21 protein-coding genes and 1 pseudogene are annotated in these 26,142 nt (G+C 46.0%); 17 read left to right on the forward strand and 5 right to left on the reverse strand.

Annotated elements, in window-relative coordinates; translation table 11 throughout:
* Nucleotides 1-106 precede the first annotated feature (106 nt).
* The 13 genes from NNL21_RS21710 (at nt 107) to NNL21_RS21770 (ending at nt 18,378) form a co-directional block, all read left to right on the forward strand.
* Nucleotides 107-2,242 carry an IolE/MocC family protein gene (locus NNL21_RS21710; protein ID WP_204820350.1) on the forward strand — a complete coding sequence of 712 codons (2,136 nt, stop codon included), beginning with the start codon at nt 107-109 and terminating at the stop codon, nt 2,240-2,242.
* Between the two features lie 453 nt (nt 2,243-2,695).
* On the forward strand, nt 2,696-3,433 hold the full coding sequence (locus NNL21_RS21715; RefSeq protein WP_204820349.1) for a phytanoyl-CoA dioxygenase family protein: 738 nt from the start codon (nt 2,696-2,698) through the stop codon (nt 3,431-3,433).
* A gap of 100 nt (nt 3,434-3,533) precedes the next feature.
* Nucleotides 3,534-4,385: an AraC family transcriptional regulator gene (locus tag NNL21_RS21720; protein ID WP_204820348.1), complete on the forward strand. Its 852-nt coding sequence runs from the start codon at nt 3,534-3,536 to the stop codon at nt 4,383-4,385.
* 318 nt (nt 4,386-4,703) lie between these two features.
* Complete coding sequence (locus NNL21_RS21725; protein WP_204820347.1) at nt 4,704-6,326, forward strand: cache domain-containing sensor histidine kinase; 1,623 nt, start codon at nt 4,704-4,706, stop codon at nt 6,324-6,326.
* Nucleotides 6,304-7,938: a response regulator gene (locus tag NNL21_RS21730; protein WP_204820346.1), complete on the forward strand. Its 1,635-nt coding sequence runs from the start codon at nt 6,304-6,306 to the stop codon at nt 7,936-7,938. The genes NNL21_RS21725 and NNL21_RS21730 overlap by 23 nt, the downstream gene beginning before the upstream one ends.
* A 110-nt stretch (nt 7,939-8,048) precedes the next feature.
* Entirely contained in the window at nt 8,049-9,383 is a 1,335-nt protein-coding gene (locus NNL21_RS21735) for an ABC transporter substrate-binding protein (RefSeq protein ID WP_204820345.1), read from the forward strand.
* A 31-nt stretch (nt 9,384-9,414) separates the two neighbouring features.
* Entirely contained in the window at nt 9,415-10,350 is a 936-nt protein-coding gene (locus NNL21_RS21740) for a carbohydrate ABC transporter permease (RefSeq protein ID WP_204820344.1), read from the forward strand.
* Nucleotides 10,347-11,177, forward strand: coding sequence for a carbohydrate ABC transporter permease (locus tag NNL21_RS21745; protein WP_204820343.1), 831 nt, complete (start codon nt 10,347-10,349; stop codon nt 11,175-11,177). The genes NNL21_RS21740 and NNL21_RS21745 overlap by 4 nt, the downstream gene beginning before the upstream one ends.
* Nucleotides 11,178-11,214: 37 nt before the next feature.
* Nucleotides 11,215-13,749 carry a glycoside hydrolase family 2 protein gene (locus tag NNL21_RS21750; protein ID WP_204820342.1) on the forward strand — a complete coding sequence of 845 codons (2,535 nt, stop codon included), beginning with the start codon at nt 11,215-11,217 and terminating at the stop codon, nt 13,747-13,749.
* A gap of 40 nt (nt 13,750-13,789) precedes the next feature.
* Nucleotides 13,790-14,614 (forward strand): carbon-nitrogen hydrolase family protein, encoded by an 825-nt coding sequence (locus tag NNL21_RS21755; RefSeq protein WP_204820341.1) that lies wholly within the window; start codon nt 13,790-13,792, stop codon nt 14,612-14,614.
* A 22-nt stretch (nt 14,615-14,636) separates the two neighbouring features.
* Nucleotides 14,637-16,649, forward strand: a complete 2,013-nt coding sequence (locus NNL21_RS21760) for a glycoside hydrolase family 125 protein (protein ID WP_204820340.1) — start codon at nt 14,637-14,639, stop codon at nt 16,647-16,649.
* Complete coding sequence (locus NNL21_RS21765; protein WP_204820339.1) at nt 16,649-17,827, forward strand: glycerate kinase; 1,179 nt, start codon at nt 16,649-16,651, stop codon at nt 17,825-17,827. Before NNL21_RS21760 ends, NNL21_RS21765 begins: the two co-directional genes overlap by 1 nt.
* 410 nt (nt 17,828-18,237) lie before the next feature.
* Nucleotides 18,238-18,378, forward strand: coding sequence for a hypothetical protein (locus NNL21_RS21770; protein WP_204820338.1), 141 nt, complete (start codon nt 18,238-18,240; stop codon nt 18,376-18,378).
* 158 nt (nt 18,379-18,536) lie between these two features.
* Here the strand turns inward: NNL21_RS21770 and NNL21_RS21775 are convergent, their stop codons facing one another.
* A complete protein-coding gene (locus NNL21_RS21775) occupies nt 18,537-18,962 on the reverse strand; it encodes a MarR family winged helix-turn-helix transcriptional regulator (protein ID WP_204820337.1) in 426 nt (141 codons plus the stop codon).
* A gap of 193 nt (nt 18,963-19,155) precedes the next feature.
* On the opposite strand from NNL21_RS21775, the gene NNL21_RS21780 reads away from it, so the two are divergent.
* Complete coding sequence (locus NNL21_RS21780) at nt 19,156-19,611, forward strand: CBS domain-containing protein (RefSeq protein ID WP_204820336.1); 456 nt, start codon at nt 19,156-19,158, stop codon at nt 19,609-19,611.
* A gap of 140 nt (nt 19,612-19,751) precedes the next feature.
* On the opposite strand, the gene NNL21_RS21785 is transcribed toward NNL21_RS21780, so the two are convergent.
* From NNL21_RS21785 to NNL21_RS21800, 4 genes and pseudogenes are all read right to left on the reverse strand, one after another.
* Nucleotides 19,752-20,753, reverse strand: coding sequence for a FecCD family ABC transporter permease (locus NNL21_RS21785; RefSeq protein WP_204820335.1), 1,002 nt, complete (start codon nt 20,751-20,753; stop codon nt 19,752-19,754).
* The gene (locus tag NNL21_RS21790; protein ID WP_204820334.1) at nt 20,750-21,760 is read right to left on the reverse strand and encodes a FecCD family ABC transporter permease; all 1,011 of its coding nucleotides are present in this window, start codon (nt 21,758-21,760) and stop codon (nt 20,750-20,752) included. Before NNL21_RS21790 ends, NNL21_RS21785 begins: the two co-directional genes overlap by 4 nt.
* Nucleotides 21,761-21,764: 4 nt before the next feature.
* The gene (locus NNL21_RS21795; RefSeq protein WP_204820333.1) at nt 21,765-22,727 is read right to left on the reverse strand and encodes an iron-hydroxamate ABC transporter substrate-binding protein; all 963 of its coding nucleotides are present in this window, start codon (nt 22,725-22,727) and stop codon (nt 21,765-21,767) included.
* Between the two features lie 147 nt (nt 22,728-22,874).
* Nucleotides 22,875-23,150 (reverse strand): annotated as a pseudogene (locus tag NNL21_RS21800) (ATP-binding cassette domain-containing protein); the annotation flags it as partial.
* A gap of 178 nt (nt 23,151-23,328) precedes the next feature.
* Between NNL21_RS21800 and NNL21_RS21805 the strand changes: the two are divergent.
* From NNL21_RS21805 to NNL21_RS21815, 3 genes are all read left to right on the forward strand, one after another.
* Nucleotides 23,329-24,381 (forward strand): NAD(P)/FAD-dependent oxidoreductase, encoded by a 1,053-nt coding sequence (locus NNL21_RS21805; RefSeq protein WP_204820332.1) that lies wholly within the window; start codon nt 23,329-23,331, stop codon nt 24,379-24,381.
* 97 nt (nt 24,382-24,478) lie between these two features.
* Nucleotides 24,479-24,934: a MarR family winged helix-turn-helix transcriptional regulator gene (locus tag NNL21_RS21810; RefSeq protein WP_204820331.1), complete on the forward strand. Its 456-nt coding sequence runs from the start codon at nt 24,479-24,481 to the stop codon at nt 24,932-24,934.
* A 55-nt stretch (nt 24,935-24,989) separates the two neighbouring features.
* Nucleotides 24,990-26,078 carry a saccharopine dehydrogenase family protein gene (locus NNL21_RS21815; RefSeq protein WP_204820330.1) on the forward strand — a complete coding sequence of 363 codons (1,089 nt, stop codon included), beginning with the start codon at nt 24,990-24,992 and terminating at the stop codon, nt 26,076-26,078.
* Nucleotides 26,079-26,142: the final 64 nt, after the last annotated feature.

The raw sequence follows: 26,142 nt of genomic DNA on the forward strand, positions 1-26,142 counted from the left end.
TTATGGGAATGCACGGTTACGGGAGATCTCTTATATGGCGGCTCTTCTAATCGGGAGGGCCGCTTCGTGTTTATCATCCATTGAGGAATGGGGAGAGGATCGAATCATGATGTGGAATAAACAGCTGCATGAGCTTGCCCGTGATCAGCATCAGGCCGGGCCGGGAACGAATGCCGATTGGCTGGTGAATCCGGAACCGTACAAAGCGGGCATTTATCGCGGGGAGCATGAAGATGAAATCGTGATATCGAATGGACTAATCAGCAGAACATGGCGATTGCAGCCTAATGCGGCAACCGTTGCCTTCGACAATTTGATGACCCGTGAAACGATTATCCGCGGAGTCAAACCGGAAGCGACGGTACGCCTCCTCGGAGTGGACTTTCCGGTGGGCGGACTTGCAGGGCAGCCGGATTATGCGTATTTGCTGCCGGAATGGGTCGATTCACTTACGTCAGATCCGAGAGCATTCCGCTGTACGGGCTTCGATACAGGCCGGACCAAGGAGCGGTTTCCTTGGATGAGAAATCAGTATTCACCTGTTTCTCCATGGCCGGCACCGGGCGTATCGTTAGTGTTCCATTATGAGCCGTCTGTAGAAGGGCTATGGGGCGTATCCATTAACGTCCATTATGAACTCTATGACGGAATACCGCTTCTCTCCAAATGGCTGGAGATATCAAACCATGGCAGTAACCAAGTGAAGCTGGAATCGTTCACAAGCGAGCTGTTGGCTGTGGTTGAGTACGAGTCCCCTGTGGAAACGCCCGACCGGTGGGAATACCCAAACCTGCATGTTGAAAGCGATTATTCCTTTCAAGGCATGTCGCAGAAGAAGGCGAACCGGACGACTCATTGGGTGCCGGACCCGGACTATAAGACGCAGATCAACTATGACCGGTTGACGCCGGTCTTATTGGAAAGCCGTCCTCCGTTGGGGCCGGATCAGTGGCTTGAACCGGGGGAAACGTTCGAAACGTTCCGCACCTTTATCCTCGTTCATGACAGCACGGACAGGGAGAGGAAGGGACTCGCCCAGCGGAGGATGTACCGCACCCTTGCGCCATGGGTCACGGAAAACCCGATCTTCATGCATGTGCGCAGCATGGATCCGGCCGTTATTCGCGAAGCGATTGATCAATGTGCGGAAGTCGGGTTCGAAATGGTTATTCTATCGTTCGGCAGCGGGCTGGACATGGAAGAAGAAGATCCCGCGTATATCGCGGCATTGAAAGAGCTCGCGGATTATGCGCACAGCAAGGGGATCACCATTGGAGGCTATTCACTGCTTGCCAGCCGTACGATCAGTCCGGAGCATGATGTCGTGAATCCGAACGGTGCCTATTACGTGCATTCACCGTGCCTGGAGAGCCACTGGGGCCAGGATTATTTTCGCAAGCTGCGCGCGTTCTTCGAGCAGACCGGCTTCGATGTGCTCGAACATGACGGATCCTATCCGGGCGATATCTGCGAATCAACCGATCATCCGGGACACACGGGCCGCAGTGATTCACAGTGGAGGCAGTGGAAGCGGATATCCGAATTCTATAAGTGGTGCAGAGGCCAAGGGGTCTACTTGAATGTTCCGGATTGGTATTTCCTAACTGGCTCCAATAAAGCGGGAATGGGATACCGTGAAGTCAACTTTGCCCTGCCAAGAGAACGTCAAGTGATCCTGTCCAGACAAAACATCTATGACGGCACTTGGGAGAAGGCACCGAGCATGGGATGGATGTTCGTCCCGTTAACGGAGTACCAAGGAGGCGGGCCGGAGTCGACTTTGGAGCCGCTAAGTGAGCATCTGGACGCGTACGATGCCCATCTAATGAACAATTTCACGGCAGGTGTGCAGGCGGTCTACCGTGGATTGCGGTTGTATGATACGGAGGAAACGAAGCGGGTCGTGCGCAGATGGGTGGACTTTTATAAACGATACCGCGCTATATTGGATTCGGATGTGATTCATGTACGCAGGCCGAGCGGGCGGGATATCGATGGCTTCCTGCATGTGAATCCGGCGCTGCAGCAGAAGGGGATGGCGTTCGTCTTCAATCCGCTGGATCAGGAAATCCGGCAGACGCTTGAGCTGCCGTTGTACTATACCGGATTAAGCGGCACAGCTATGATTCGGGAGCAGGAGGGGGAGCTGCGCAGCTGCGAGCTGGACCGTAACCATCGCGTGCAGGTACAGCTGTCGCTGGCTCCGAAGAGCATGACATGGTTTGTGATCGAAGCTCCGTAAGTGAAGCTTTAATAAAGAGGAGTTATTCCACAGCCTCAAGGCACCCATCTAGGGTGCCTTTTTTAAAATGTAAACCCAATTCCTTGAGCGAAGGCAAAGTCGGAAAATTGTTGTGCAAGAGTCACCTTCTGGCCTTTTTCTAATTAGTTGATTTAGGGTTCTAGTTAAGTAAGAAATTCCATTTTCTACATTGTTCCCATAGCAAGTAACAAACTATGTATAATTAAAATAAGATTTGAAGAGCACGGGCGTTTGACCGCGCTCAGGGAGTTACACAGACGCGTCTAATTCGACCAAAGCGATCTGCTTGCTTCGATGTTTTGAACGGTGTGCGAATTTTCTGATACCAGTATCTTAAGAAAAGTTGCATTGCTATGAAGATACGTGGGGAAATGAAAGGGATGTACGGTTATAGTAGTCATGTAAATAATATCATGACTGCGAGGAATGAACATGACAATCCCCCTATTAAACAAACAAGAAGTGGATTTTTATCAAAACAACGGTTATTTTTTGCATAAGAAACAGTTATTCAGTACGGATAAAATGTCGAATTTACAGACGATCTTTGAAGAACAGCTTGCCCAGAAGGGTAGTAAGCTGTCTGATGAGCTCGATACGCCGCATTTTCGAGATGAGCGGCTGCTGGAGTATCTCTTAAGCGACGAGGTATTGGATTTAGTTGAGCCGATAATCGGTCCCAATATCGGGCTTTGGTCCAGCCATTTTATTAGTAAAGAACCCTTTACCGGAAGACCGACTCCATGGCATGAGGACTCTGCCTATTGGAATGGAAGATTAAGTTCATTTGAAAAGATCATTACCGTATGGCTTGCCCTTGATCGCAGTTGGGAAGAAAATGGTTGTATGAGAGTCATTCCGGGAACGCATCGAAACGGTTTTTCTGAATATGAGGATGTGGACTCGAAGAAAAATTTGTTCGCCTCGCAAATAAAAAACGTAGATGAGTCTAAAGCAGTATACTTTGAATTGGAGCCAGGTGAATGCTCCCTTCACGATTCCAGGATTATTCACGGTGCAAAGGCTAACACTAGCCCATATCGCCGATGCGGGTACACGATGAGGTATTTTTCGACGGAAGCGAAGGTTGACCTGGAGAAAAATCCGAACCATAAGGTGTGGTTGGCCAGAGGTAAAGATATTGCAGGCAATCCTTTCGTCAATGTTTAAACTGAAGAAAAGAAAACCAAGCTTTGAAAATTAAGTTTTATAAGGCATTATGAGGACTTACCAGGGGCAGTAGGAATTAGAGGGGGGTAGATTCTAAAATATGAGACATCGTTTGCCTGAATTGTTGACGAACGATCAATATATGAATCTTTCCTCCTCTTTTCGTATTTTTAAGAACCAAATTCGAAATATCATAGATGTTCACTGCCACGAATTTTACGAGCTGGCTTTCGTGACCTCCGGTTCGGGGGTGCAAAAGATTAATGGTGTTGAGTCGCCGATCGTAAAAGGGAGCATTTTCTTATTAACGCCAGCTGATTTTCACGAAATCGTTCCGGATAAGAATGCGGGAATCCAGTTATATAATCTGATATTCACTTCGGAGATGCTTCATCAGCAGTTGATGGAATTGTTATTTAGCGTACGACATATTTATACCCACCATTTTGAAGATGAGGAATATGAGCGAATGCTGTGGGAATGGGAACGGATATGGGATGAGGCGCAGATATCGCGGGTCGGATCGCAATTAATTGTACGCGGTGCTATCGAAAGGGTGCTCATTGATTTATTTCGTCAGTGCAGTATTCTGCAATCGGACTTTGAGAACCGCACTGCCAGAAATACAACTGATGCGATTATTCGCAGCTCCACCATCTTCATTCAGCATCGGTTTCGCGAATCAATATCTTTGGAGCAAGTAGCTAAGCATTATAATTTGTCTCCGAATTATTTCAGTGGATGCTTTAAGCAAGTATTAGGAGTTTCTTTTCAGACTTATGTTGTCAATACGCGACTTGAATTTGCCAAATCGCTGATAAGGGTTTCAAATCTAAGTGTTACTGAAGTTTGCCTATCTTCGGGATTTAACACGCTAGCACATTTTGAACGTATGTTTAAGAAAAAATTCGGGGTCACGCCAAAAGAATATCGGGCAACACATTCAAGCTAATGCATCGATTAAATGTGGAACAAACAGATAGCAAATTGGGTAGAGAGCTCTAGTGTATTTTAACAAAATAAAGCAATGGAATGAGGAAACCAGAAATGGTTTTCTTTTTTAAGTATTTATGCATTGTTGTATACGAAGGTAAGAATGCATGGTAGAACCGAAAGTGTATAAGGGAGGGGTGCCATTTTGAAATTTTTTCGGTTTCTGCGTTTGAAAAACTATAAAATCGAACATAAGCTATTATTGACATATCCATTTCTAATCATTTTTTCAATTTTTTTGGTTAGTGTTTCTTCCATATATATTAGCAGGAATCAAATGTTAGAAAGAACCTTGTCGTATGCGCAAACCATCAATCGTCATACCAGCGATACCATTGACGTTCAATTAAAGCGATTGGATCAAGATACAATTCAATTTTTTCATAATAGAGAAGTGGTGCGATTTCTGTCCGGAAAGGATAGTGAATACAATCGATTAAGAGCAATAATGGATACGTTAACCGGTTTTCTGATTTCTCATTCCGATGTGGAGTCCGTTTTCTTGATCAAACGTAACGGGCAGCAGATTAATTCTTCGAACATAATATTAGCAAATAAAGATAAAGTGGAATTTGTTTCGGAAGCCGCAACGGGGAATGGAAAAAGCGTTTGGCTGAAAACACGCGTAAGCGCTCAGGGCAACCGAGTCATCCCTCTTGTTAGACAAATTAATGATCTGACAACGATAGAACCCTTAGGAACACTAGTCCTTTTTATTAAAGAAAACAAGATCAATCGCCTCATGGAAGGACAGGATTTAAAAATAGATGGCGAGTTGGTTGTCCTTGATCCCAAAGGTTATATCATATCGAGTCGAAATTCCCATGATATAGGCCATCCTTATAGATCTGACATATTTGAACAATTAAAGCTGCCGACCGGGCAATTTTTTTCGAAAGAAACAGAAAAACATTTTTACCACTACCTCCAGTCGGATTTAACGAGTTGGATTTATCTTTATCGATTCCCGGAAAGCGAACTGCTGTCAGGTACACATATTGTCCGGAACTGGGTGTTGATTTGCTCCTTGATCTTCACTTTGTTAGCTATTCTTTTGGCCCGGGTAATTGCATCTAATCTTTCAAAACCTATCATACAAATCGTTAAAGAAATGAGGAATATTGAATCCAACGAATTAAATGTCAATCTAGATTATGCCGGAAATGATGAATTGGCTGTGCTTGCATCCTCATTCAACAATATGCTCAGCCGTTTGCGCACCTCCATTGAAAATCAGGCTCAGCTCCAGACGATGGGACATGAACTTGAAATGCGGGCTCTACAAGCCGAGATCAATCCGCATTTTCTCTATAACACATTGGAAGCAATCAATTGGATGGGCAGAATGAACCGCATTCCGGAAATATGCGACATGACCTCGATGCTAGCGGATATCATGCGTTACAGCATAGACACGCAAAGAGAAATGGTTACCTTAGGCGATGAAATCATTCATGTGCATAAATACTTGGGGATTCAAAAAATTCGTTTTGGGGACAAGCTAAATGTTTTTATAGATATTCCCGAGCATCTTCTCGGGTTGACTATTCCGCGGCTATCGTTACAGCCCCTCGTCGAGAACAGCATTATCCACGGTTTTCGTGACAAGGTTGGGGAAGGCAAAATTCGGGTGATCTGTGAGGAACGGGACAATAAAGTATTCATAAAAATTGAAGACAATGGTTGCGGTATGAAAGAAGAAACGATTACTTCCGTATTCAATGGGGAAGATCTCGGTCCCAAGAAAAGTATTGGAGTAATGAACGTTCATAAGAGATTGAAATTATTTTTTGGTGAAATTTACGGTCTTGAAATATACAGTGTTCTTGAAAAAGGAACCCGCATTACAGTCAAACTTCCAGGGAGGTTGGAAGCAAATGTACAAAGTACTCATCGTTGATGATGAAAACGTTATTCGCGAAGGGATCCGCACCTCCATTGATTGGAATAGCTTGGGGTGTGCGGTTATAAATGAGGCGTCTCATGGAGCCGAGGCTATAGAAATGATACAAAAGGACTGTCCGGATATCGTGATCACCGACATTCGCATGCCGGGTATAGGTGGGCTTGAATTGATGGAGAAAGTAGCGGCGAGTTATCCGCATACACGGGTCATATTGCTTAGCGGTTATAGCGATTTTGAATACGTTCGCCGCGCGGTTCAGCTTGGGGCCTTTGATTATTTATTAAAACCGACATCATACCGGGAACTCCATCAAATTCTGGAAAAAGCAATACTCGATTTTGAGGCCGAGAGAGAAAGAGACTTGCAAATTGAAGTTTTTCGGAATGAATTGAAACAAAACCTGTACTTCTACAGGCAAGCCTACCTTCAGAAGCTAATCTTATCTCCGGTGGCATTTGAGCGGACGGAATTGACAGAAACACTCCATATTTATGAGATGAAGGATCAAACCTTCCGCTTGTTGTTGATCAAGGCCGAAATTATAGATACGAACAGGCTATCTCAAAAAACGAAGGAGCACCAACTGAGTCGATTAACCACGGAACATCGGCTGCGTTTGTACTTTCAAGAGTATAAAGGTACGATTTATGTTCCTTTGGAACATGATAATTACGCAATCATCTATAATGGCCACGACATACATGAATTTGATCAGTTCATGCAGAGATGTGAGATGATCCTAGAGCATGTAACCCGTCTTCAACCGAGACTAAGTGTATCCATTGGAGTATCTTCCATACATTCGTCATATGTCGAATTGAACAAAGCTTATTTGGAGGCGTATGAATCTCTCCAGCATATCTTTTATCTTGGAACGAATTCCATTATTTTTTATGATGACTTGCCCACTGATGTCCCGAATTCCCCATCTCTTCGGCTTTCATCTTTACATCTTTCGAATTATGCGGATATTTCGGAATCGATGTTAAGAACCTTAAAGATCGGAAATCAGGAAGATGCTAAAGATCAAGTAAATAAGCTTTTCCAAATCTTTGAAAGTTATAAAGAAAAATTACCGGACGCAAAGAATATATGCATAGAGTTGATAGCGCAAATCGTGAGCTTGATCTCTACCTCGCGCTTCATCATTTCCGATGAATATTACAATATATTCGAAGACATGATTAACGCCCATTCATTCGAGCAATTGCATGAACTGTTGCAGGGCTATGTTTCCAGGGTTGCGGGTGATATATACAAACAAACCCGAACGGGGCACAAAAAAATTGTGGATCAAGTACTAGCACTCATCTCGGAACACTATCGGGAAAGTATCTCCTTGCTATGGATTTCGGAGAGCGTTCACCTGAACAGCAGCTACTTAAGTAGATTAATTAAAGCGGAATGTAATCAAACGTTTACGGATTTGCTGACAAGATACCGTCTCGAAAAAGCAAAGCAGCTGCTTAGGGATCCACATTGTAAAGTATATGAGGTAGCGGAGTTGGTCGGATTTACGGATCCGCACTATTTCGCAACAAGATTCAAGAAATATGCAGGATTGACCCCCTCCGAGTACAGGGATAACTTCGATGATCTATTCTAGTCATCATTTCAAACGAAAAGTCATCTTTGGCCCCTTATCCCTGAACTCGTATTCCTTCATACTAAACGTAAGATATCACGTTCCAACATCATGACTAGGGGGAAAGAACATTGAAACATATTGTAAGGGCTTTAAAAGTGAGTTTCGTATTGATGTTAGTGATGAGCTTGGTTATTGCGTGTTCCTCAAATTCTCAATCAGGAAATACCGACGGGGCCTCATCCGATACAGGGAATCAAGGAGGTAAGGCCGAAAAAGTCACGCTGCGTGTAATGCTGGCGAAGGATCCAACTAAGGATTTGTATTTTGATTGGATGTCGGAAAATATGAAACTGTTCAAAGAAAAAAATCCTCATATTGAATTTGATGTGACGGCAAATGCCTCCGGCGATCAGTATTTGACGGTGGTGACGACGGAGATGGCGGCCAATAACGTGCCGGACATCGTCCAAGGCTGGACACTGGAAAGGATGCGGCCCTTTGTGGAATCAGGCCGACTACTTGATTTACGTGAAGCCATTGAGAGTGACCCGGAATGGAAAGGCTTTCTTCAAGAAGAGCCTTTGAAAGCAACAACCTTTGATGGAGGTATCTATGGGATCCCCTCCACTTTAGATTCGGAAATTATTTATTATAACAAAGACGTATTTGAGAAATATAACTTGCAAGAGCCGCAAACATATGAAGACTTTTTGAATATCGTTAAGACCTTGAAAGAGAACGGGATTATTCCGATGACAGTTCCCAACAAGGACTCATGGACCGGCACAATCCCTTATATGATGATTGCCGAGCGTATCGGTGGTTTGGAAGCGTATCAAAACATTGTTATGGATCATAAAGAACCTTGGACAAGCGAGCCGCTCATCCAAGCCGCAAACACTTTGCAGGAATTAGTGGAATTAGGCGCATTTGAGAAGGATGTTAACAGCGTTCATACTTCGGAAAGTGAGGCCAAATTGGCAGAGGGTAAAGCAGGTATGTTTGCAATGGGTACATGGAGGATCCCCAGCCTATATGAAAATTTAGGCGATAAACTGGGCATCTTTAATTTCCCTGACATAGCAGGCGGAAAAGGAAGCAAAGATCATTACCTCATTATTCCGAACGTCTCCCTGTCGATTGCCAAAGAAACCAAACATAAGGAAGAAGCGATTGCTTTCCTAAAGTTTGCTTTCTCGCAAGAGCGTCAAGAGGCTCTGGCCAAATTAGGATTCCTGACAACAACTAAGGTGAAAACGAATAAGGAAGAGGTTAACCCTATAGCCGTGGAATTACAAGAGTCATTGGCCAATTCAACCGGATCTATGTATCCGTGGGATGTTCCTCTGGGTGCTTTCATGGGAGCGGAATTGAACAATGCCACTCAAATCTTATATATGGGAAAAGACCCGAAGGAAGTTTTCGGAGACTTGCAGAAAAAGCAGGATAACCAAAAGAAGTGACGGCTAAATAAGATGAGGGGGGATCGAATTCATGATCCCCTTTCTTGATTTAACAAAGGAGTGTAAATTCATGGACAGGATGCTTCGCAACAAGTGGATGATCGCACTTTTCGTGCTACCCGCTTTGTTGCTATATACTTTTTTTCTTCCGCTGCCTATCGTCAATTCCATTTATTATAGTTTTTTCGATTGGAATGTCGTTGGAGCCAAAGTGTTCATCGCTTTTGACAATTACCGAGAATTATTTATGCAGGATGATATTTTCATACTCGCACTAAAGAATACATTGATATTTACGTTGGAGAGCGTATTGCTTCAGCTGCCTATCGCGCTGATCCTTGCAATCCTATTGTCAAGTAAACTTCGTGGAGTGATGTTTTTCCGCAATGTGTACTTTACTCCGGTGATCATCTCGGGAACTGCCGTTGGATTGCTTTGGCAGTTTATTTATCACTCTGACATCGGATTATTGAATACAGCGGCCCGGGCAATTGGATTTGCAGGATTCGATAAAGCATGGTTATCCGATTCGGAATTTGCCATTCATGCCGTCGTCATCTCTGTGGCATGGCAGTTTTTCGGCTATCATATGGTTATTTTTTTGGCGGGCATGTCCACCATACATTCGGAAGTTCTTGAATCGGCTCGTATTGATGGAGCCAGCGAATGGAAGGTGATTTGGTATATTATTCTTCCCTTGATGAAGCCCTTTATCGCGATTAGCCTGATACTCATCACAACAAGCTCGGTGAAAGCGTTTGATAATGTTATTGCACTGACGGGAGGAGGGCCGGCGCGTTCTTCGACTGTTCTGGCCTTGCACATGTACAGTACGGCATTTCAACAAATGAGGTACGGCTTCGGCAGCGCGGTATCCGTATTCCTTCTCGGTTTGAATATGTTCTTCACTCTGCTTATTTCTCTTATGTTCAGACAGGGTAGAGAGAGTAGGGGGGCTGAAAAATGAGTTTAAATCAATTCGTGAAACGTACATTTCTCTATGGGTTTTTATTCTTGATTGCCATCGTCGTTCTTTATCCGCTTGCATGGGTTTATATGAGTGCGATTAAAACACAGGACGATTTCTTTCTTCATCCCTGGGGGATTCCGCGATCTTTCCATCTTGAAGGGTTTAAGAAGGTAATTACAGAGCACCACTTGCATTTAAATATATTGAATAGTACTGTGATCTCCATTCTAACTGTAGGGATCGTTATGTTATTGTCGACAACCGCGGCATTTGGGCTTACCCGTCTGAAATGGCAAGGAAGCAAGCTTGTTCTCGCTTTCTTCTTGCTTGGTCTGTTGATTCCGGTACATTCCACTTTGATACCTATATATATTAGTTTGCAAGGATTAAGGGAATATCTTGACCCTCGTTTAGTTATTGTGCTTCCTTATGTCGTATTTGGATTGCCGACGGCGATCATGATTCTTTCCGGATATTTCTCAACACTTCCACGGGAGCTGGAAGAATCGGCGGTTTTGGACGGAAGTTCAATACCCGGGGTTTTTGCACGGATCATAATACCGATTTCTGCCCCGGCAATGTCAACAGTGGCCATTTTCACTTTTATGGGTACCTGGAATGAGCTGTTGTTTTCACTTGTGTTTCTAATAAAATCTGAATATCAAACCGTTCCCGTCGCGATTTTGCAATTTATGGGGCTTTCCACGGACTGGCCTAAAGTGCTTGCCAGCATTGCGCTCACCATTGCGCCAAGCCTTCTGGTTTATATGTTCTTGCAGAATAAAATTATCCAAGGCGTTACAGCAGGATCTGTAAAGGGTTAGTCCTGAATGCCAAAACAGATTAATGGAGGCTTGTTTAATGATACAGATGACGTTAAACGGAGAGGATTGGACCTTAACCGGGTATTATAGAAATCAGTGGCGCTCCAAGTTATCCATGGAGCTGGGCAGACAAATTCTCCCGAACATTCCTGAGGTCAAGGCGACAGTGCCTGGAGCCGTGCAAATGGACCTGCGCAGTGCAGGATGGTTGGGTGATTATAATCAAGGTCTGGAAAGCCTGAATGAAGAGTGGGTTTATAATCGCGACTGGTTTTTTGAGAAGCGGATGTTCATTCCCTCCGAATGGGTGCAGGACCGCTGTGAATTGATTTTGGAAGGTCTTGATTTCAAGGGTGAGATCTATCTTAACGGACAAAAAATAACGGAATTTGAAGGCATGTTCCAGCCATTATCTTTGGATGTAACGGAGATCATCAAAGAAAATGAAGAAAACTGTCTGCAAATCGTATTTTGTGCCGGACCGGAAGTCGATGGACAAGTCGGGTATTCTCACCTTATTACCAAGCTGAAGTCGCGATTTAACTACGCTTGGGATTGGTGTCCGCGTATTACACCGGTGGGGATATGGCGAGATGTGTATTTGCGTACGTTTCGAGAGGTGAAGATCCTCGATTTCTACCCTGAAACTTCACTTAATGATGAATTCAACATCGGTGAGGTGCATTACCATGCTGAAGTGGAGGTATACACCCCCGGTGAATATACGTTTGTCTGCCATCTTAAGGACGATACCGGCGAGAACCGTTTTCACAAGAAGGTAAAAATGTTTTTGCCGGGCGGGAAGCGGAAGGTTGGATGGAAGGGAATTGTTGGGTCAGTCCAACTCTGGTGGCCTAATGGATTGGGAGATCAACCCTTATATATCGCATCATTAGAAATCATGAACGAAAGCGGACTTACTTGCGATGATTCGCAAAAGCAGGTCGGATTTCGAACCATTGAATTTGTTCAAAATCCAGGCGCACCATCGGACTCGCTAGCTTATAGTTGTATCGTCAATGGTCATACAATTTTTCTGAAAGGAATCAATTGGGTGCCGATTACTCCGTATTACGGAGCGGTTACCACGGAGCAGTACAGGGAAACGCTTGGACGATTCAAAATGATGAATGTGAATCTCATTCGAGTATGGGGCGGAGCCATTATCGAAAAGGAAGAGTTTTATCGTTATTGTGATCAACAGGGACTTCTCGTTTGGCAGGAATTTCTGCAGTCGTCAAGCGGCCTAACTAATCTCCCGCCGGTAATCCCGGAATTGTTGAAAGATCTAGAAACCGTTTCACGAATTGCAATCAAAGAGAAACGCTCACATCCTAGTCTGGCTATATGGTGTGGTGGAAACGAACTCATGTGGGATGGATTCATACCGGTTGACGAGCGGCATATCAACATCGGCATGTTACAAAAAATTGTCCGGGAACTGGACCCAAGCCGATACTTTCTGCCTAGCAGCGCGTCCGGTCCTAAATTCTTAGCATCCGAAGAAGACTTCGGCAAAGGCTTGCATCATGACGTACACGGACCATGGCTCTATTTGGGTGAGAACACGCACTATCGTTTCTATAACAACGACGATTCTCTATTGCGTTCTGAGACAGGGACCCCTGGTGTCTCCAGGGCCGAGATCCTTCGTTCGTTTGCCGGACAGCATGAGGTTTGGCCGCCTACTTCGGACAACCCGTTATGGGTTCATAGAGGCTCATGGTGGATTCCGTGGAATGAAATAAGCCAATTATTCGGCCCCTGGGATCTGGAACGTGACGAAACCGAGGTCTTCGCTCAGTGTAGTCGATATGCCCAAATGGAATCGTTGCGTTACGGCGTGGAAGCTACTCGGCGCCGTGAGCCTACGTCATCCGGATTTATCGTTTGGATGGGCAATGAACCCTTCGCCAATTATGCCAACACGTCGTTACTGGAGTATGACGGCATTCCGAAACCGGCCTATTATGCAATGAAGTCCGCCTTTGCCGATTGCCATGTTTCTTTGAAATATGATCGAATCGCTTATCAAGCCGGGGAAACGTTTAGTGGAGAAGCGTTTGTGCATTTGGAATCGAACTTTCTGAATAAAGCGAACATAAAAGGTATGAACCTGCAAATTGAAATTATCGATATGTTCGGGTCGGTCAAGAAACGGATCGATTACCCGATTACAGATCGCGGTTATGTCGGAAGCGTGAACTGGGAAATCGAGAATTGCGGACACTCTCTATTCAACCTTCGACTCGTTCTATGGAATCAAGATCAAAGGTTGGCTTGCAACGATTACTTGTTCACGATAAACGCTGATTTTCCGTTCAAGCCTTTACGCGACCTTCCTCTGTCCAATGTACAGATATCACAGGGCGCACTCGAGAATACGATGACTTTCACGAATGATTCACCGATTACCGCAGTCGGCGTGATGATCAGGGAGAAGGATGCCAGTATGCCGTTGCATCTTGAACGTAATTATTTAATCATTCACCCTGGCGAGGAAGTGACGCTCCGCTCATTAGGTGGGGAATACGCTTTGAAGAACATTATCATTGAAGGATTGAATGTATAAAAGGGAAGACGCAAAATAATAATTTGGGAGGAAGAACAAGATGGAATTGAAAATTGGTGTTGTACAAATGGATTGTATGTTGAAGGATAAGGAAGCCAATATGCAAAAGGCGGAAGAGTATCTTGATCAAACGGGAGCGAACGTGGATGTGCTTTGTTTACCCGAATTGTTTACGACAGGTTATCATCTTGATTTGATCAAAGAGGATTTCTATACGTTGGCCGAAACGGTTCCTGGCCCCACTGTTAATCGGTTGGCGGAAAAGGCGAAAAAGTATAACACAGCGATTATAGCCAATATTGTGGAAAAAGATTCGCTTCAAGAAGCCGTGTTATACGATACAACATTTGTAATTGACGAGGAAGGCAGATATCTCGGGAAATATCGGAAAGTTCATCTTTACCCTACGGAACATCAGTATTTCCGGAGCGGATCGGAATTTCCGGTATTTGAGATACGCGGAGTGAAAATAGGAATCGCAACATGCTATGATCATGCGTTTGAAGAAATGTTTCGCATTATGGCACTTAAAGGCGCTGAAGTGATTTTCATTCCGTCAGCGGTTCCTAAGAATTACGAATATTTACTGAACCTTCGTACCCGCGCCCGGGCGCAAGATAATCAAATTTTCACGGTGGCCATTAATCGAATCGGAACGGAAGATAAGGTTACGTATTGCGGTTTAAGTAAAATCGTGAATCCTCGCGGGGAAGTCGTCTGTGAAGCGGGAGATGAAGAAGGCATCTTGATCGGTACAATCGATTTATCGCTCATCTTGAAAGAACGCAAACAAGAGCCGATTTTACGAAGCAGAAGACCTGAATTATATGGATCTCTGGCAGAGAACCTGGAATCCCAAAACTAATATATAGGCAGGCAGAAAATAGATGCAAACAGAATACAATAATCGTCAGTTGACACCTTTACTGGAAGTGGGCAATCAAAAACCAATTGATGTCGGATGCGGACGTTTGTCGGCCAGCATTGGTCTTGACGGACTGGTTCGTTCGGTAAATGGTTATCATCCACAACAAGGATTTATCACTTTGACTTCGATTGAACAGTTTCCGAATGATAAGTGGTATGACAGCAGCTACGTTCGCCGTTACCGCAGAGGGTTGGTTGATTCATTAGAAGGGGAAAGCAAGGCGCTTGGCTTCGGCATCAGGTATCAAGAGAAAGCTGCTTGGCAGTCCGTTTATTATTTGGAAGGAAAAGCTCCCGTTTTTCGCTATCAGTTCGAGGAGGCCGAAGTTAATTCCCTGTTTATAGCAGCTGAAAAGAATGAAAAAGGCTATTTAATTCAAAGAGTCGAAGTCATAAACAAAAGTGATAAAGAAATTGTTTTTCCATATACAGTAAGCGGACTATTTAGCTTAAACCGCTGCAGTTACGGACAATTGACGGAGGGAGGCCCTATTCCGATTCCTCCATTGGAAAACAGAGTAGATGTTCAAGGCAACCTTATTTCAATTAGCAATCCGCATCTATCTTCCAGGGCCGATCTCTTGTTGTTTAGCGATAAGGATACGCTGATCCTTTCACCCTTACAGGAAAGAGCGAATGAACCGGTAAATTATCAATATGGGACGGAACTCAACCTAGGTAAAGGAGAAAGCCGGTTCATCAGCGTGGTTTACACACTCTCCCAGGAGGAAGAAAGTGTATTAGAACTTACGTACTCCGATGTAGAAGAATGGATTGCCAAGGCGATACAGGATTTACCTAAATGGAATAAAACAGTATTTGCCCTAGGCGAGAAAGTGGAGGCAGCTCCGTTTATCATTCAACGGAATCTTGACTATATTATGTCCTGCTGTTCCGTGCCGATTAGTGATGAGTACGTTTGTGTAATCACCGATCACCAGCTGCTGCCATTGTCATGGAATCGGGACGCCTACTATATGATGCAGCTTTTATCGGAATCGGAGAGAAAATCGGGATTTCTTTATGATGATTCCTATCGAACAGAATGGAAGTCTCAGATACAATGGATTATTAAGGGCCATTTGCTTTGGATGTTTGAAAAGGCCGACCGTCCCCATCGATATTGGGGGCGTGCTTATCTGACCAACGGTATCAGTAAGGATAATGTGTTCCAATTCGATCAGCAATGTTATCCGCTGCTCGAGCTTTGTGATTACTATGCACAGTTCGGCGACAGAGAGACAGTCAAACGAGTGCTGCCGATTGTTAAAGAAATGCTGGATATGATCATCGATTATAAACATGAGGAAAAATGGCTTTTTAAGACGGGAGAGACTCCGGCTGATGATAAAGTGGATTATCCTTATCATTTTTCCAGTCAGGTGCTTGCGTGGTATACCCTTCAGAAATTATCCGGTTTGAACGAAGAGTTTTCTTTTTACGATACGGATTTATCTGAATGGGCGGATCAGGTGAAAAATGATTGCATACAGTCATTTAGTACTTATCATAATGGGAAAGAGCTGTTTGCTTATCTGACGGACTTGAAAGGCAACTTCCAGAAGTATCACGACGCGAACGACCTCCCAGTGGTGTATGCTCCAATCTGGGGATTCTGCGGTAGAGATGATGCTAAATGGATCCATACGATGGAGTTTGGATTCAGTGAAGAAAATAAAGGCGGTTTCTATCCAGGCCCGTTAGGTGGACTAGGTTCTGTACACACGCCTCATCCATGGCCGTTAGGTGATGCTCAGGAGCTTCTGTATAGTGAGTTGATGGGAGATACGGCTTTGCGGGACAAGGTTTTTCACAAGCTTATGGAGCTCGTTCAATGGGATGGACTCTTTTCAGAGGCCATACATGAAGAAACGGGAAAAGTGCAATCTCGGCACTGGTTCTCTTGGCCGGGAGCGTTTATCTCCACTGTGTTTTGTATCACTATTTTCAAAAGCATGGGGAGAAGTATGTAATGAAAATCGTCATTGCTCCGGACTCTTTCAAAGGAAGCATCTCTGCCCGAAAAGCTGCATTGGCGATTCAAGAAGGAATTCTCCGTGTGGGTCCAGATATTGAAACAGTGATTGTACCTATGGCTGATGGGGGCGAAGGAACAGTCGAGAGCCTTGTTGACGCAACAAACGGCCACTTACAAGAAGCTGTTGTGAAAGACCCACTGGGACGAGATGTTAACGCGGTTTACGGGATATTAGGTCACGACAATACTTGTGTGATCGAGATCGCCAGCGCTTCCGGCCTTCCTTTATTAAAAAAAGAAGAGAGAAATCCAATGCTCACCACCAGTTATGGGACGGGGCAGTTGATTCTTCACGCATTGGATAAAGGGTGTCGCAAATTTGTTATCGGATTGGGTGGAAGCGGTACGAATGATGGTGGAGCGGGAATGCTTCAGGCACTGGGCATAAGGCTCCTGGATTCGGCAGGCGATGATCTCTCCTTCGGAGGGGGAAACCTTAATCTGTTGGCTGATATCGAGTTAAACGGAATGGACCCGAGAGTGCGTGAAGCTGAATTTATTATCGCCTGTGATGTGGATAATCCGTTGATCGGACTGAACGGCGCATCTGCTGTATATGGACCGCAAAAAGGGGCTACACCGGAAATGGTGGAATTGCTTGATAGTAATCTAGCCCATTATGCAAATAGGATTGAAATGAAAACCAACATCTCCATTCACCACAATTTAGGTGCGGGTTCCGCCGGAGGATTAGGGGGAGCGTTTCAAGCCTTTTTCAATGCGAGAATGGAACGAGGGATTGACATAATCATGAAGCAGACTGGTTTGAAGCAGAAGCTCGATGGTGCTTCCCTCGTCATTACCGGAGAAGGGCAGATCGATTTCCAAACGGCTCGCGGCAAAACTCCTGCTGGTGTTGCCCAATTGGCGAAAAGCCTGGGAATCCCGACATTTGCTATTGTAGGAGGTATTGGTTCAGGGATTGACCAACTGAGAACCATAGGTATTGAAGCTGTATTCAGCATCGTCAATAAGCCGATGGATATAGAGGAAGCCATGAAAAACAGCTATGATCTACTATCATCGACAGCTGAACAAGTGATGCGAGTTTATATATCAAGTTTAACTCAACTTTCGCAAAAACCGGACTTTTTTCGTGATTGTATTTTATAAATCCGAATTAGCACGCTGTGCCGAATTGTGGTGACATACCGCCTCGTACTCGTTTTCATTAATAAGGGCACCCAAGTTGTAGGGTTCCCTTAAATTTCCTCATAGGGATGATACGCAAAACCGTTCAAAGAGCCCGAATCAGCACATGCTGGTTCGGGCTCTTTGAGTCAGGTATCAAGTGAAATCACTGATTTAACCAGTATAAAAGCATCATGCTGTGAACAGGAGGGGAACTATCAAGGAAACCATCTTAGTGGTGGACGATGAACAGGGCATAGTCGCGCTGCTGACGGATTACTTCGTTCGAAATTAATGGGATACAAATGCTGCAGTGTAAGGGAGGCGTCTTTCCCTCTGCGTCCTATTTAGGCGGTGCCTTTATTTCGGCCCTATGCTTGGGGAGTATGGGCATGCTGGTTTCCAATCTAAGCAACAGCACCATTATCGGGTACATGGCCACCATCGGGTATTTGATCTTTAACCATGATGACCATGGACGAATTCATGAGGAACTTCTACTTGATGTCGATGACAAGCAACAACTTCAATGAGAAATACTGGCTTCTCTTGCGGGAAGTATCCTCTGCATAGCGGCGGCCTTTGCAATCAAGCCATTGAAGAGAAGAGTTGCTTAACAGCCGACAAGCGAAAAAGGTGCCCGACAAGCGGGTACCCTTATTATTCTGCCTGCGCAGCGGCTAGCATCATTTCATGATTCGATGAGTGTACGATTAAATTTTCTCATCAGTTGTCCAAACATCATGCGTTCCTCGTCGGACCAGCTCTGCAGGAGCTCCTCTATGATGGCCAATCGCGCATTCTTGTTGTCATTTAATTCTGTCTTGCCCTGATCGGTGATCTGAAGGAAGTACGCTCTCCCATCTAAAGGATCCGGGATTCGGCTCACGTAACCTTTTTGCTCGAGGGCGGCCGCTTGTCGGCTAACTGTAGAAATATCCAAACGGAATTCATCCGACAATGCTTTAACGCCGGAAGATCCATGATAAGCGATTTGCTGCAGCAGGAGATAGGCGGATCGATCGAGACTACCAATCTTATACGTAGAAATGGATGTGAGCCGGCGAAGTAAGATGGCTAATTCTGATTCTATCATTCCTAATGAATTTTCTTCCATGTGTGCAACCTCACTGTTTTTAAAATGAATAAGCCTTATGGTAACATACGTGCCATTGTTTTGAAATAACAGCCGCAGCAGGTAATCAAGGCCATTGACAACAACCTGTCTAGTAGTTGTATAATGCAATTAGATACTTTCATAATACAACTTGTTGGGTCGGAAATCAAACAGTCGAGAGGGGGGCGTTGATATGAAAGCTCATGAAATTATGGTTCGTGAAGTGTATAAAGTAAAGGAAACAGACACGATCCGTTCTGTCCTCGAAAAGTTCATTGATCACGGAATTAGCGGCCTTCCGGTCGTTAACGAGAGGAATGAAATTGTCGCCTTTATAAGTGATGGAGATATTATGCGCTGTATCGGTAAGCACAAGGACTACGTTATGGACACCTTCTACTTCGTGGAGGTCATTAAAGGCGATGAGGATGCGTTCGAAGACCGGATTCATAAAATACTGGATAAAAATGTGATGACCATCGCCAAAAAAAAGGTGCATAAGGTGAAATGGGATGAAGAGGTTGAGAATTTTGCAGCTGTTCTCGGCGAGAAGCAAATCAAGAAGCTCCCTGTTGAACGCAACGGGGTATTAGTCGGAATCATTAGCCGGGGAGATGTAATCCGAAGTTCCTTCCAGGGCTTATTGTGAGTCCTGCTGTTGAAAGCATGAATAAAAGGCCATTCATTGTGAATGGCCCTAGACGACAACTTCGAAACGGAGATAACCCTGGCGCTGGCGGCAGTGATGCAGTAGAGTGGCTTGCCACGGTCATAACACCGCCAACAACGTTATTTTTTCAATAACAAATACATAAAATACGGCCCGCCGATCAAGGCGACCATAATACCTGCCGGTATACCCTCACCGGCCTGGCGTCCGATTGTATCGGCCAGCAATAAGAACCAGCCACCGATCAGAATGGCAATGGGGATAAATAATTGATTCCGGGGACCGACCAACGCCTTGGCAATATGCGGAGCCATGAGACCGATAAAGGCAATCCCGCCGGTGACGGAAACGGCAGAGGCGGCAAGTGCTACGGATGTAAACAGCAGAACAAGCCGTTCCTTATCGATCGATACGCCAACCCCGATGGCTACAGGCTCATGAAGAGCAAGCAGGTTCAAGCGGTTGGCTTTATATAATGTAAAAGGGATGAGTATGATCAGCCACGGCAGGATCGCCCATACGAAAGGCCAATCCGTCCCCCAAATATTACCCGCCAGCCACTTGGAAATAAAGTCGACCTTCTCACGTTCAGCTGATGAAATCAGCACGATCATCACCCCGGAGAGCGCCATTGAAAATCCAACCCCGGTCAGCACCAGCCTTACCGGCTGAAGGCCGATATGCCTATTGTACGCTAACACATAGATGAGGCTCACAGTCAGCAATGCACCGATGAAAGCGGCGAGGGGGAGCAGATAAATAAAGGAGCCTGCTTGGATGGGCAGGAATAAGAAGAACACGGCAATCGCGACTCCTGCTCCGGAATTAATGCCGACAATGCCCGGATCTGCCAAATCGTTGCGCGTTATTCCTTGCAGGATCGCGCCGGATAATGCCAGTGCCATGCCTGCCAGCAGCGTAATGATGATTCGCGGTAATCGAACCGAGAAGAGAACAAACTCCTCTTTGAAGGTGCCATGGCCGAAGAGGGTCGGAATGAGCCTGTCATAAGATAGCTTGGAATAGCCCATGCCCATGCTCGCCATGATCGTAAGCACAATAAGCGCCAGCAGCGCAACTAGAATCAGACGCTGTTTTTTGATGATCGCCGGATGTATCATGAGAATGCGCGTCCCCCTTTGTGTACAATGAACAGGAAGAAGGGCAAGCCCAGCATCGCGACGATTGCCGCCACCGGCGTTTCATAAGGCGAATTAATGGTACGCCCCAGCGTATCGGCAAACAGCATGAAGGCAGCCCCCGTAACAGCAGACATCGGGATGACGAACCGGTAATCCGTTCCCACGACAGCGCGTACGATATGCGGGATCATCAGCCCGATGAATGTCATATTCCCGACAAGCGAAACCGAGGCTCCGGCGAGCATAACGGTGATGATGAGCAGAAAAGTCTTGATCAGGATTGTCTTCTGGCCAAGTCCAACGGCTACCTCTTCACTTAAGCTAAGTATAGTCAGCTGCCTTGCAAGAAGCTGGGCAATCAGTAGACCGACGGTAATGAAGGGAACGATGATTTGAAGCTGCCCCCAAGAGGTTCCGATTATTCCACCAGCCGTCCACATGGACACGTCCTTCGAAATTTTATAATAGATGCCGATTCCTTCCGCGACCGCATACAAGAAGGCCGAGACCGCAGCCCCGGCTAATACAAGGCGCAGAGGGGAAAAGCCGCCCTTCTTGATCGCACCGATACTGAAAACCAGCATGCATCCGACAGCTGCTCCAATAAAGCAACCGATCATGATCGCAAAGTAATCGGCCGAAGGAATGAACGCGATCGTGATAGCCAGCGCCGCATTGGCACCGGCCGTTAAACCGAGCAGCCCGGGATCGGCCAGCGGGTTTCGCGTCATCCCTTGCATAATAGCCCCGGAAACGGCTAATGCCGCACCCACGAAGATAGCCGCAATCTCGCGTGGCAGCCGAATTTCCCGAATCACCGACAGTTTATCCCCGGTTGCGTGAGAGGTAAGCGCCAGCCATACTTCTTGGATCGTGGTGTCGGCTGCTCCGAATATCATCGCCACGACAAACATCGCCAACAAGAATAGAATTCCCACAATCAATTTATAGAGGAAAGCGAAGGGATGCTGATTATCCTTCACCATCGGACTAGTTACCCAGGAAGCTCTGGATAAAGAAGTCCAGCTGATAATCCAGCGTCAATGGATCATTAAAGTAGAACTCCTTGGCATTGGCTTCGAAGACGCGGTTGTTCTTCACAGCCGGAATATTCGTATACGTATCGGTTTGTTGGAACGAATTGTCGGTATCGGTGCTTTTGCTGAATATGACGTAGTCTCCGGCAAACTCGGGAAGCACCTCTAAGGATAAGGCATAATAACCGTCCTTCAGAGCCATTTCTTTGACCTTATCGGGCATGTTCAGCTTCATTTCCTGATAAAGGATTTCCGTACCGCGTCCCCAGTTGTCGCCGAATACATAGATCTGTTTGTCAAAGTTCTCGATAACGGAGACGGTGGCGTCTTCACCAATCTTGGCCTTGATATCCGTACCGGCTTGCTGCGCGCGTTGTTTGAAGTCATCGATCCAAGCTTGGGCTTCTTGCTCTTTATTCAACAGCTTGCCGATCTCAAGGTGTTGCGTCAAGTAATCCACTTTCCCATAGGTGTAGGTAACCGTAGGGGCAATTTCCTGCAATTTCGCTGCATTCTTAATGGTCGAAAGTCCGATGATTAAATCCGGATCCAGCTCGATGATCTTCTCTAGATTCTCATCGGATACTTCTTCAACATCCTTCAATTGCGCATCGAAACGCGGGTTCATCTTGGACCATGAATCGACGCCGATCAGATTGACCCCAAGCGCCATAACGTTGCCGGCGTAGGAGGATAGTACAATAACGCGCTTTGGATTCGCCGGAACTTGTACGGGGCCGTTCTCGGATTGATAGGTGATCGTATCCGATGCCGAAGCGTTTGCTTCATTGGAATTGGCTGCCGGGGTTGAATCTTTCGGCGCAGCCGAATTGTTCGTTTGGTTGCTCGCATTACTGCTGCACGCGCTCATCAGAAGGAGGAGTGCCGCCAGAAGCGGGATGTATACTTTTTTCATGATCATTAGTCTCCTTTAATTAAGTTATAAGTGAAGCACATGGGTTTATTCGTCCGGGGATCGCGTCCGATATCGGCATCAATCTGAAAGACTTGCCGGAGCACCTCAGGCGTGATAACCTCTTCGCAGTTGGCCCTTACGATCTTTTAATCCGCTCGCGCTTTCCGGCGTTTGCGGGAGAATCGCCATCTTCTTAGCGAGCAGCTTCGTCTTCTCCTTCGTGATATTCCCGCCATCTAGAATGACGGCTCCGGATTGATGCGGAATAAGGCGCGTGATGGCTTTAAGCAGCGTAGACTTGCCGCATCCATTCGAACCAATAATCGTGGTAATCTGCTTGTCCGGAATTTGCACACTTAGATTTTGTACAATTAAGCGTTCACCGTAGCCAATGTTTAATTCGTCTATGTACAGGCGAACCACATCATCAAACCTCCTAATCATGGAAAAAATCAATATTTTAATTGATAACGATTATCAGTATCGATGGTTATAAAGATAATTCGATTTGAAACAGTTGTCAATATGTTATTGTCATCGGAGGTGATACGGTGTATATTTATTGAGAATGATTATCAATTATATCGAGGAGCGGTCGGAGATGGAACAGAATGAAGTATTCGATGTAACTGTCATTGGAGGAGGTCCGGCGGGGCTTTACTCCACTTTCTATAGCGGGCTTAGGGAAATGCGAACGAAGCTGATTGAATATCAATCGCAATTAGGCGGGAAGGTGCATGTCTATCCGGAGAAGATGATCTGGGATGTTGGGGGTCTCACGCCCGTTCCTGGAGCGAAGTTGATCGAGCAGCTTGTGGAGCAGGGGTTAACGTTCAACCCGGAGATCGTGTTGAATGAAAAGGTCGAGTTGATCACCCGCAATGAAGAGGGGCTATTCGAATTGCATGCCGCCTCAGGTAAGACCCATTATTCCAAAACCGTCATTGTAGCCGTCGGGAGCGGGATCTTGAAGCCGCATAAGCTGGAGATTGAAGGAGCGGACCGGTTCGAGGTTAGCAATCTGCATTATTCGGTGAAGTCTCTGAAGCAATTTCAAGATAAGACGATCATCATCTCGGGCGGAGGGAATTCCGCAATCGATTGGGCCAATGAACTGGAGCCGATCGCCCGCAAAGTGTATTTAACCTATCGCAAGGATGCTTTGGCCGGTCATGAGGCGCAAGCAACACAGCTGAGAAACAGCTCCGTGGAATGCTTCTTCAATTCGTCGATTACGAAACTGATTGCCGGCGATAATCCTGAAATGATTGAACGCGTTGAGCTGACCCATCTTGAAACGGGAGAGGTGACGTATTTGCCCATCGATGAGGTGGTTATCAATCATGGGTATGAACGTGACGCGACTTTATTGGAAAATAGTCATTTGAATATTGCCATAGCAGATCATTATTATGTCGATGGCAATCCGAATAGTGAGTCCTCGGTACCCGGACTATACGCGGCGGGAGATATTCTGAAGCATGAGGGTAAGCTGCATCTTATCGCCGGTGCGTTCCAAGATGCGGCCAATGCGGTGAACAAGGCTAAACAATTCATCCAGCCGGATGCCAGCAAGATTGCGATGGTCTCCTCGCACAACGAGGTGTTTAAGAAGCGCAACCGGAAACTCGTGAAGCAGATGATGAGTGAATGATGTACATAAAAATAGAAGGTTGTGTCAAGATGACAGTTCAAGGGCCAATGATTGGTCCTTCTTGACAACCAACAAGTTTAGGAACTAAACTATGCTCATGGATACTAACAATAGCTTGCCAACTAACTCTATCAATAAGGGAAGTCATAGTCTTGGACGACTGTTCCTGCAGCTGCGGCGTCTCGAACGTCAGCCTCAGACCTTTGGTAAGGCGGGTTCATTAACGCCAAGTGAAATTCATACGATCGAGGCGATTGGTTGCGAGGGCGGCATTCTTATGAACGAACTTGCCACCAGCCTTGGCGTAACGAAGGGCGCCGTCTCGCAGCTTGTCGTGCGCTTGGAAGCGAAGCAATTGGTGAAGCGCTCATCGTATCCGCATGATTCGAGAGCTGTATTGATTTCGCTTACCGACAAGGGGAAGGAGGCCTATAAGGCGCATGAGGAAGTGCATGTCCAATTCTACGATCAGCTGCGTGCTCAGTTAAGCCAACAGGAAATAGAAATATTCGAGAAGTGCATCGATAAACTAAATGAATTTTTGCGAAAATAATTTTTTTGTAAATTAGTTTAGTATCTATACTATTTACGAGTGTTAGGAGACAACTATGAAGGAGAATATCATTGTAGTCGGCGGATACGGACATGTAGGGCAGACAATATGCAGGCAGCTGGGTGAATTATACCCAGGCAAGGTTTATGCGGCAGGAAGAAATTTCACGCGTGCGGAGCAATTCAGCGCCACAACCGGCGGGAAGGTCAAGCCTTTGCAAATGAATGTAAGCGATGGTTTCGAGCCGGACATGGCAAACCGTGTCAAGCTTGTCATCATGTGCTTGGATCAGTCGGATACGGCCTTCGTCCGCTCATGCTTTCAATACGGGATCCGTTATATGGACGTTTCCGCGAACCACTCCTTCCTGGCTGAGGTAGAGCGGTTGCAAGAGGAGGCCTGCTTCTACGAGGTGACGGCAGTACTGAGCATTGGACTTGCACCGGGGCTGACCAACTTGTTGGCCCTCCAGGCAAAGAAGCTTACCGATCACGTGGATACTTTGGACATTGCCATCATGCTTGGCATGGGCGATCAGCACGGGAATGCGGCCATCGAATGGACGGTCGACAACCTGGCAGCGGATTTTCATGTGGTGAAGGAAGGCGGCGAGGTTGCGGTTCAAAGCTTTACAGATGGCAGATTAACGGATTTTGGCGCAAAGCTGGGATACAGACGAGCCTACCGGTTCAATTTCTCCGATCAGCATGTCCTGCCGCGCACGCTTGGCGTTCCGAACGTATCCACGCGTCTTTGCTTCGATTCAGCCGCAGTGACCGGGTGGATCGCAGGGCTGCGAGCGGTAGGATTGCTCCGGTTATTGAAGCTAAAGCCGGTTCGCCGCGCCGTGGTTGCACGATTGGGGAAGATTCGTTTCGGAGAAGATCTGTACGCTGTCAAGATCGATGCAAAGGGAAGGAAGGATCACAAGGCCGTGTACGTAGAGTGTTTCCTGCATGGCAGGAATGAGGCTCAAGCAACTGCCCAAGCAGCCGCAGCTGTGGCAGAACGTTTATATGGCTCCGGACTGCCGCATGGCGTATATCATATTGAGCAGCTGTTTGACCTCGATTGCATTCTGCACGCCTTAGGTCCGGAGGTCACAATCGAAACACGTATCGATGGTCAACGAGTACTGGGGTGAATGGGTTTTTGAGAAGTACAACTGACATCATCGTTGTCACAAACCGGCTCCTTATCTCGTTTCA

The organism is Paenibacillus mendelii (genome assembly GCF_024498075.1).
GTDB classification, from domain to species: domain Bacteria; phylum Bacillota; class Bacilli; order Paenibacillales; family Paenibacillaceae; genus Paenibacillus_Z; species Paenibacillus_Z mendelii.

Coding starts and splice junctions, on each gene's coding strand:
- NNL21_RS21710 (WP_204820350.1), top strand. CDS start 107: ATGATGTGGAATAAACAGCTGCATGAGCTTGCCCGTGATCAGCATCAG.
- NNL21_RS21715 (WP_204820349.1), top strand. CDS start 2,696: ATGACAATCCCCCTATTAAACAAACAAGAAGTGGATTTTTATCAAAAC.
- NNL21_RS21720 (WP_204820348.1), top strand. CDS start 3,534: ATGAGACATCGTTTGCCTGAATTGTTGACGAACGATCAATATATGAAT.
- NNL21_RS21725 (WP_204820347.1), top strand. CDS start 4,704: ATGTTAGAAAGAACCTTGTCGTATGCGCAAACCATCAATCGTCATACC.
- NNL21_RS21730 (WP_204820346.1), top strand. CDS start 6,304: ATGTACAAAGTACTCATCGTTGATGATGAAAACGTTATTCGCGAAGGG.
- NNL21_RS21740 (WP_204820344.1), top strand. CDS start 9,415: ATGATCCCCTTTCTTGATTTAACAAAGGAGTGTAAATTCATGGACAGG.
- NNL21_RS21745 (WP_204820343.1), top strand. CDS start 10,347: ATGAGTTTAAATCAATTCGTGAAACGTACATTTCTCTATGGGTTTTTA.
- NNL21_RS21750 (WP_204820342.1), top strand. CDS start 11,215: ATGATACAGATGACGTTAAACGGAGAGGATTGGACCTTAACCGGGTAT.
- NNL21_RS21755 (WP_204820341.1), top strand. CDS start 13,790: ATGGAATTGAAAATTGGTGTTGTACAAATGGATTGTATGTTGAAGGAT.
- NNL21_RS21760 (WP_204820340.1), top strand. CDS start 14,637: ATGCAAACAGAATACAATAATCGTCAGTTGACACCTTTACTGGAAGTG.
- NNL21_RS21765 (WP_204820339.1), top strand. CDS start 16,649: ATGAAAATCGTCATTGCTCCGGACTCTTTCAAAGGAAGCATCTCTGCC.
- NNL21_RS21770 (WP_204820338.1), top strand. CDS start 18,238: ATGCTGGTTTCCAATCTAAGCAACAGCACCATTATCGGGTACATGGCC.
- NNL21_RS21775 (WP_204820337.1), bottom strand. CDS start 18,962: ATGGAAGAAAATTCATTAGGAATGATAGAATCAGAATTAGCCATCTTA.
- NNL21_RS21780 (WP_204820336.1), top strand. CDS start 19,156: ATGAAAGCTCATGAAATTATGGTTCGTGAAGTGTATAAAGTAAAGGAA.
- NNL21_RS21785 (WP_204820335.1), bottom strand. CDS start 20,753: ATGATACATCCGGCGATCATCAAAAAACAGCGTCTGATTCTAGTTGCG.
- NNL21_RS21790 (WP_204820334.1), bottom strand. CDS start 21,760: ATGGTGAAGGATAATCAGCATCCCTTCGCTTTCCTCTATAAATTGATT.
- NNL21_RS21795 (WP_204820333.1), bottom strand. CDS start 22,727: ATGAAAAAAGTATACATCCCGCTTCTGGCGGCACTCCTCCTTCTGATG.
- NNL21_RS21805 (WP_204820332.1), top strand. CDS start 23,329: ATGGAACAGAATGAAGTATTCGATGTAACTGTCATTGGAGGAGGTCCG.
- NNL21_RS21810 (WP_204820331.1), top strand. CDS start 24,479: ATGGATACTAACAATAGCTTGCCAACTAACTCTATCAATAAGGGAAGT.
- NNL21_RS21815 (WP_204820330.1), top strand. CDS start 24,990: ATGAAGGAGAATATCATTGTAGTCGGCGGATACGGACATGTAGGGCAG.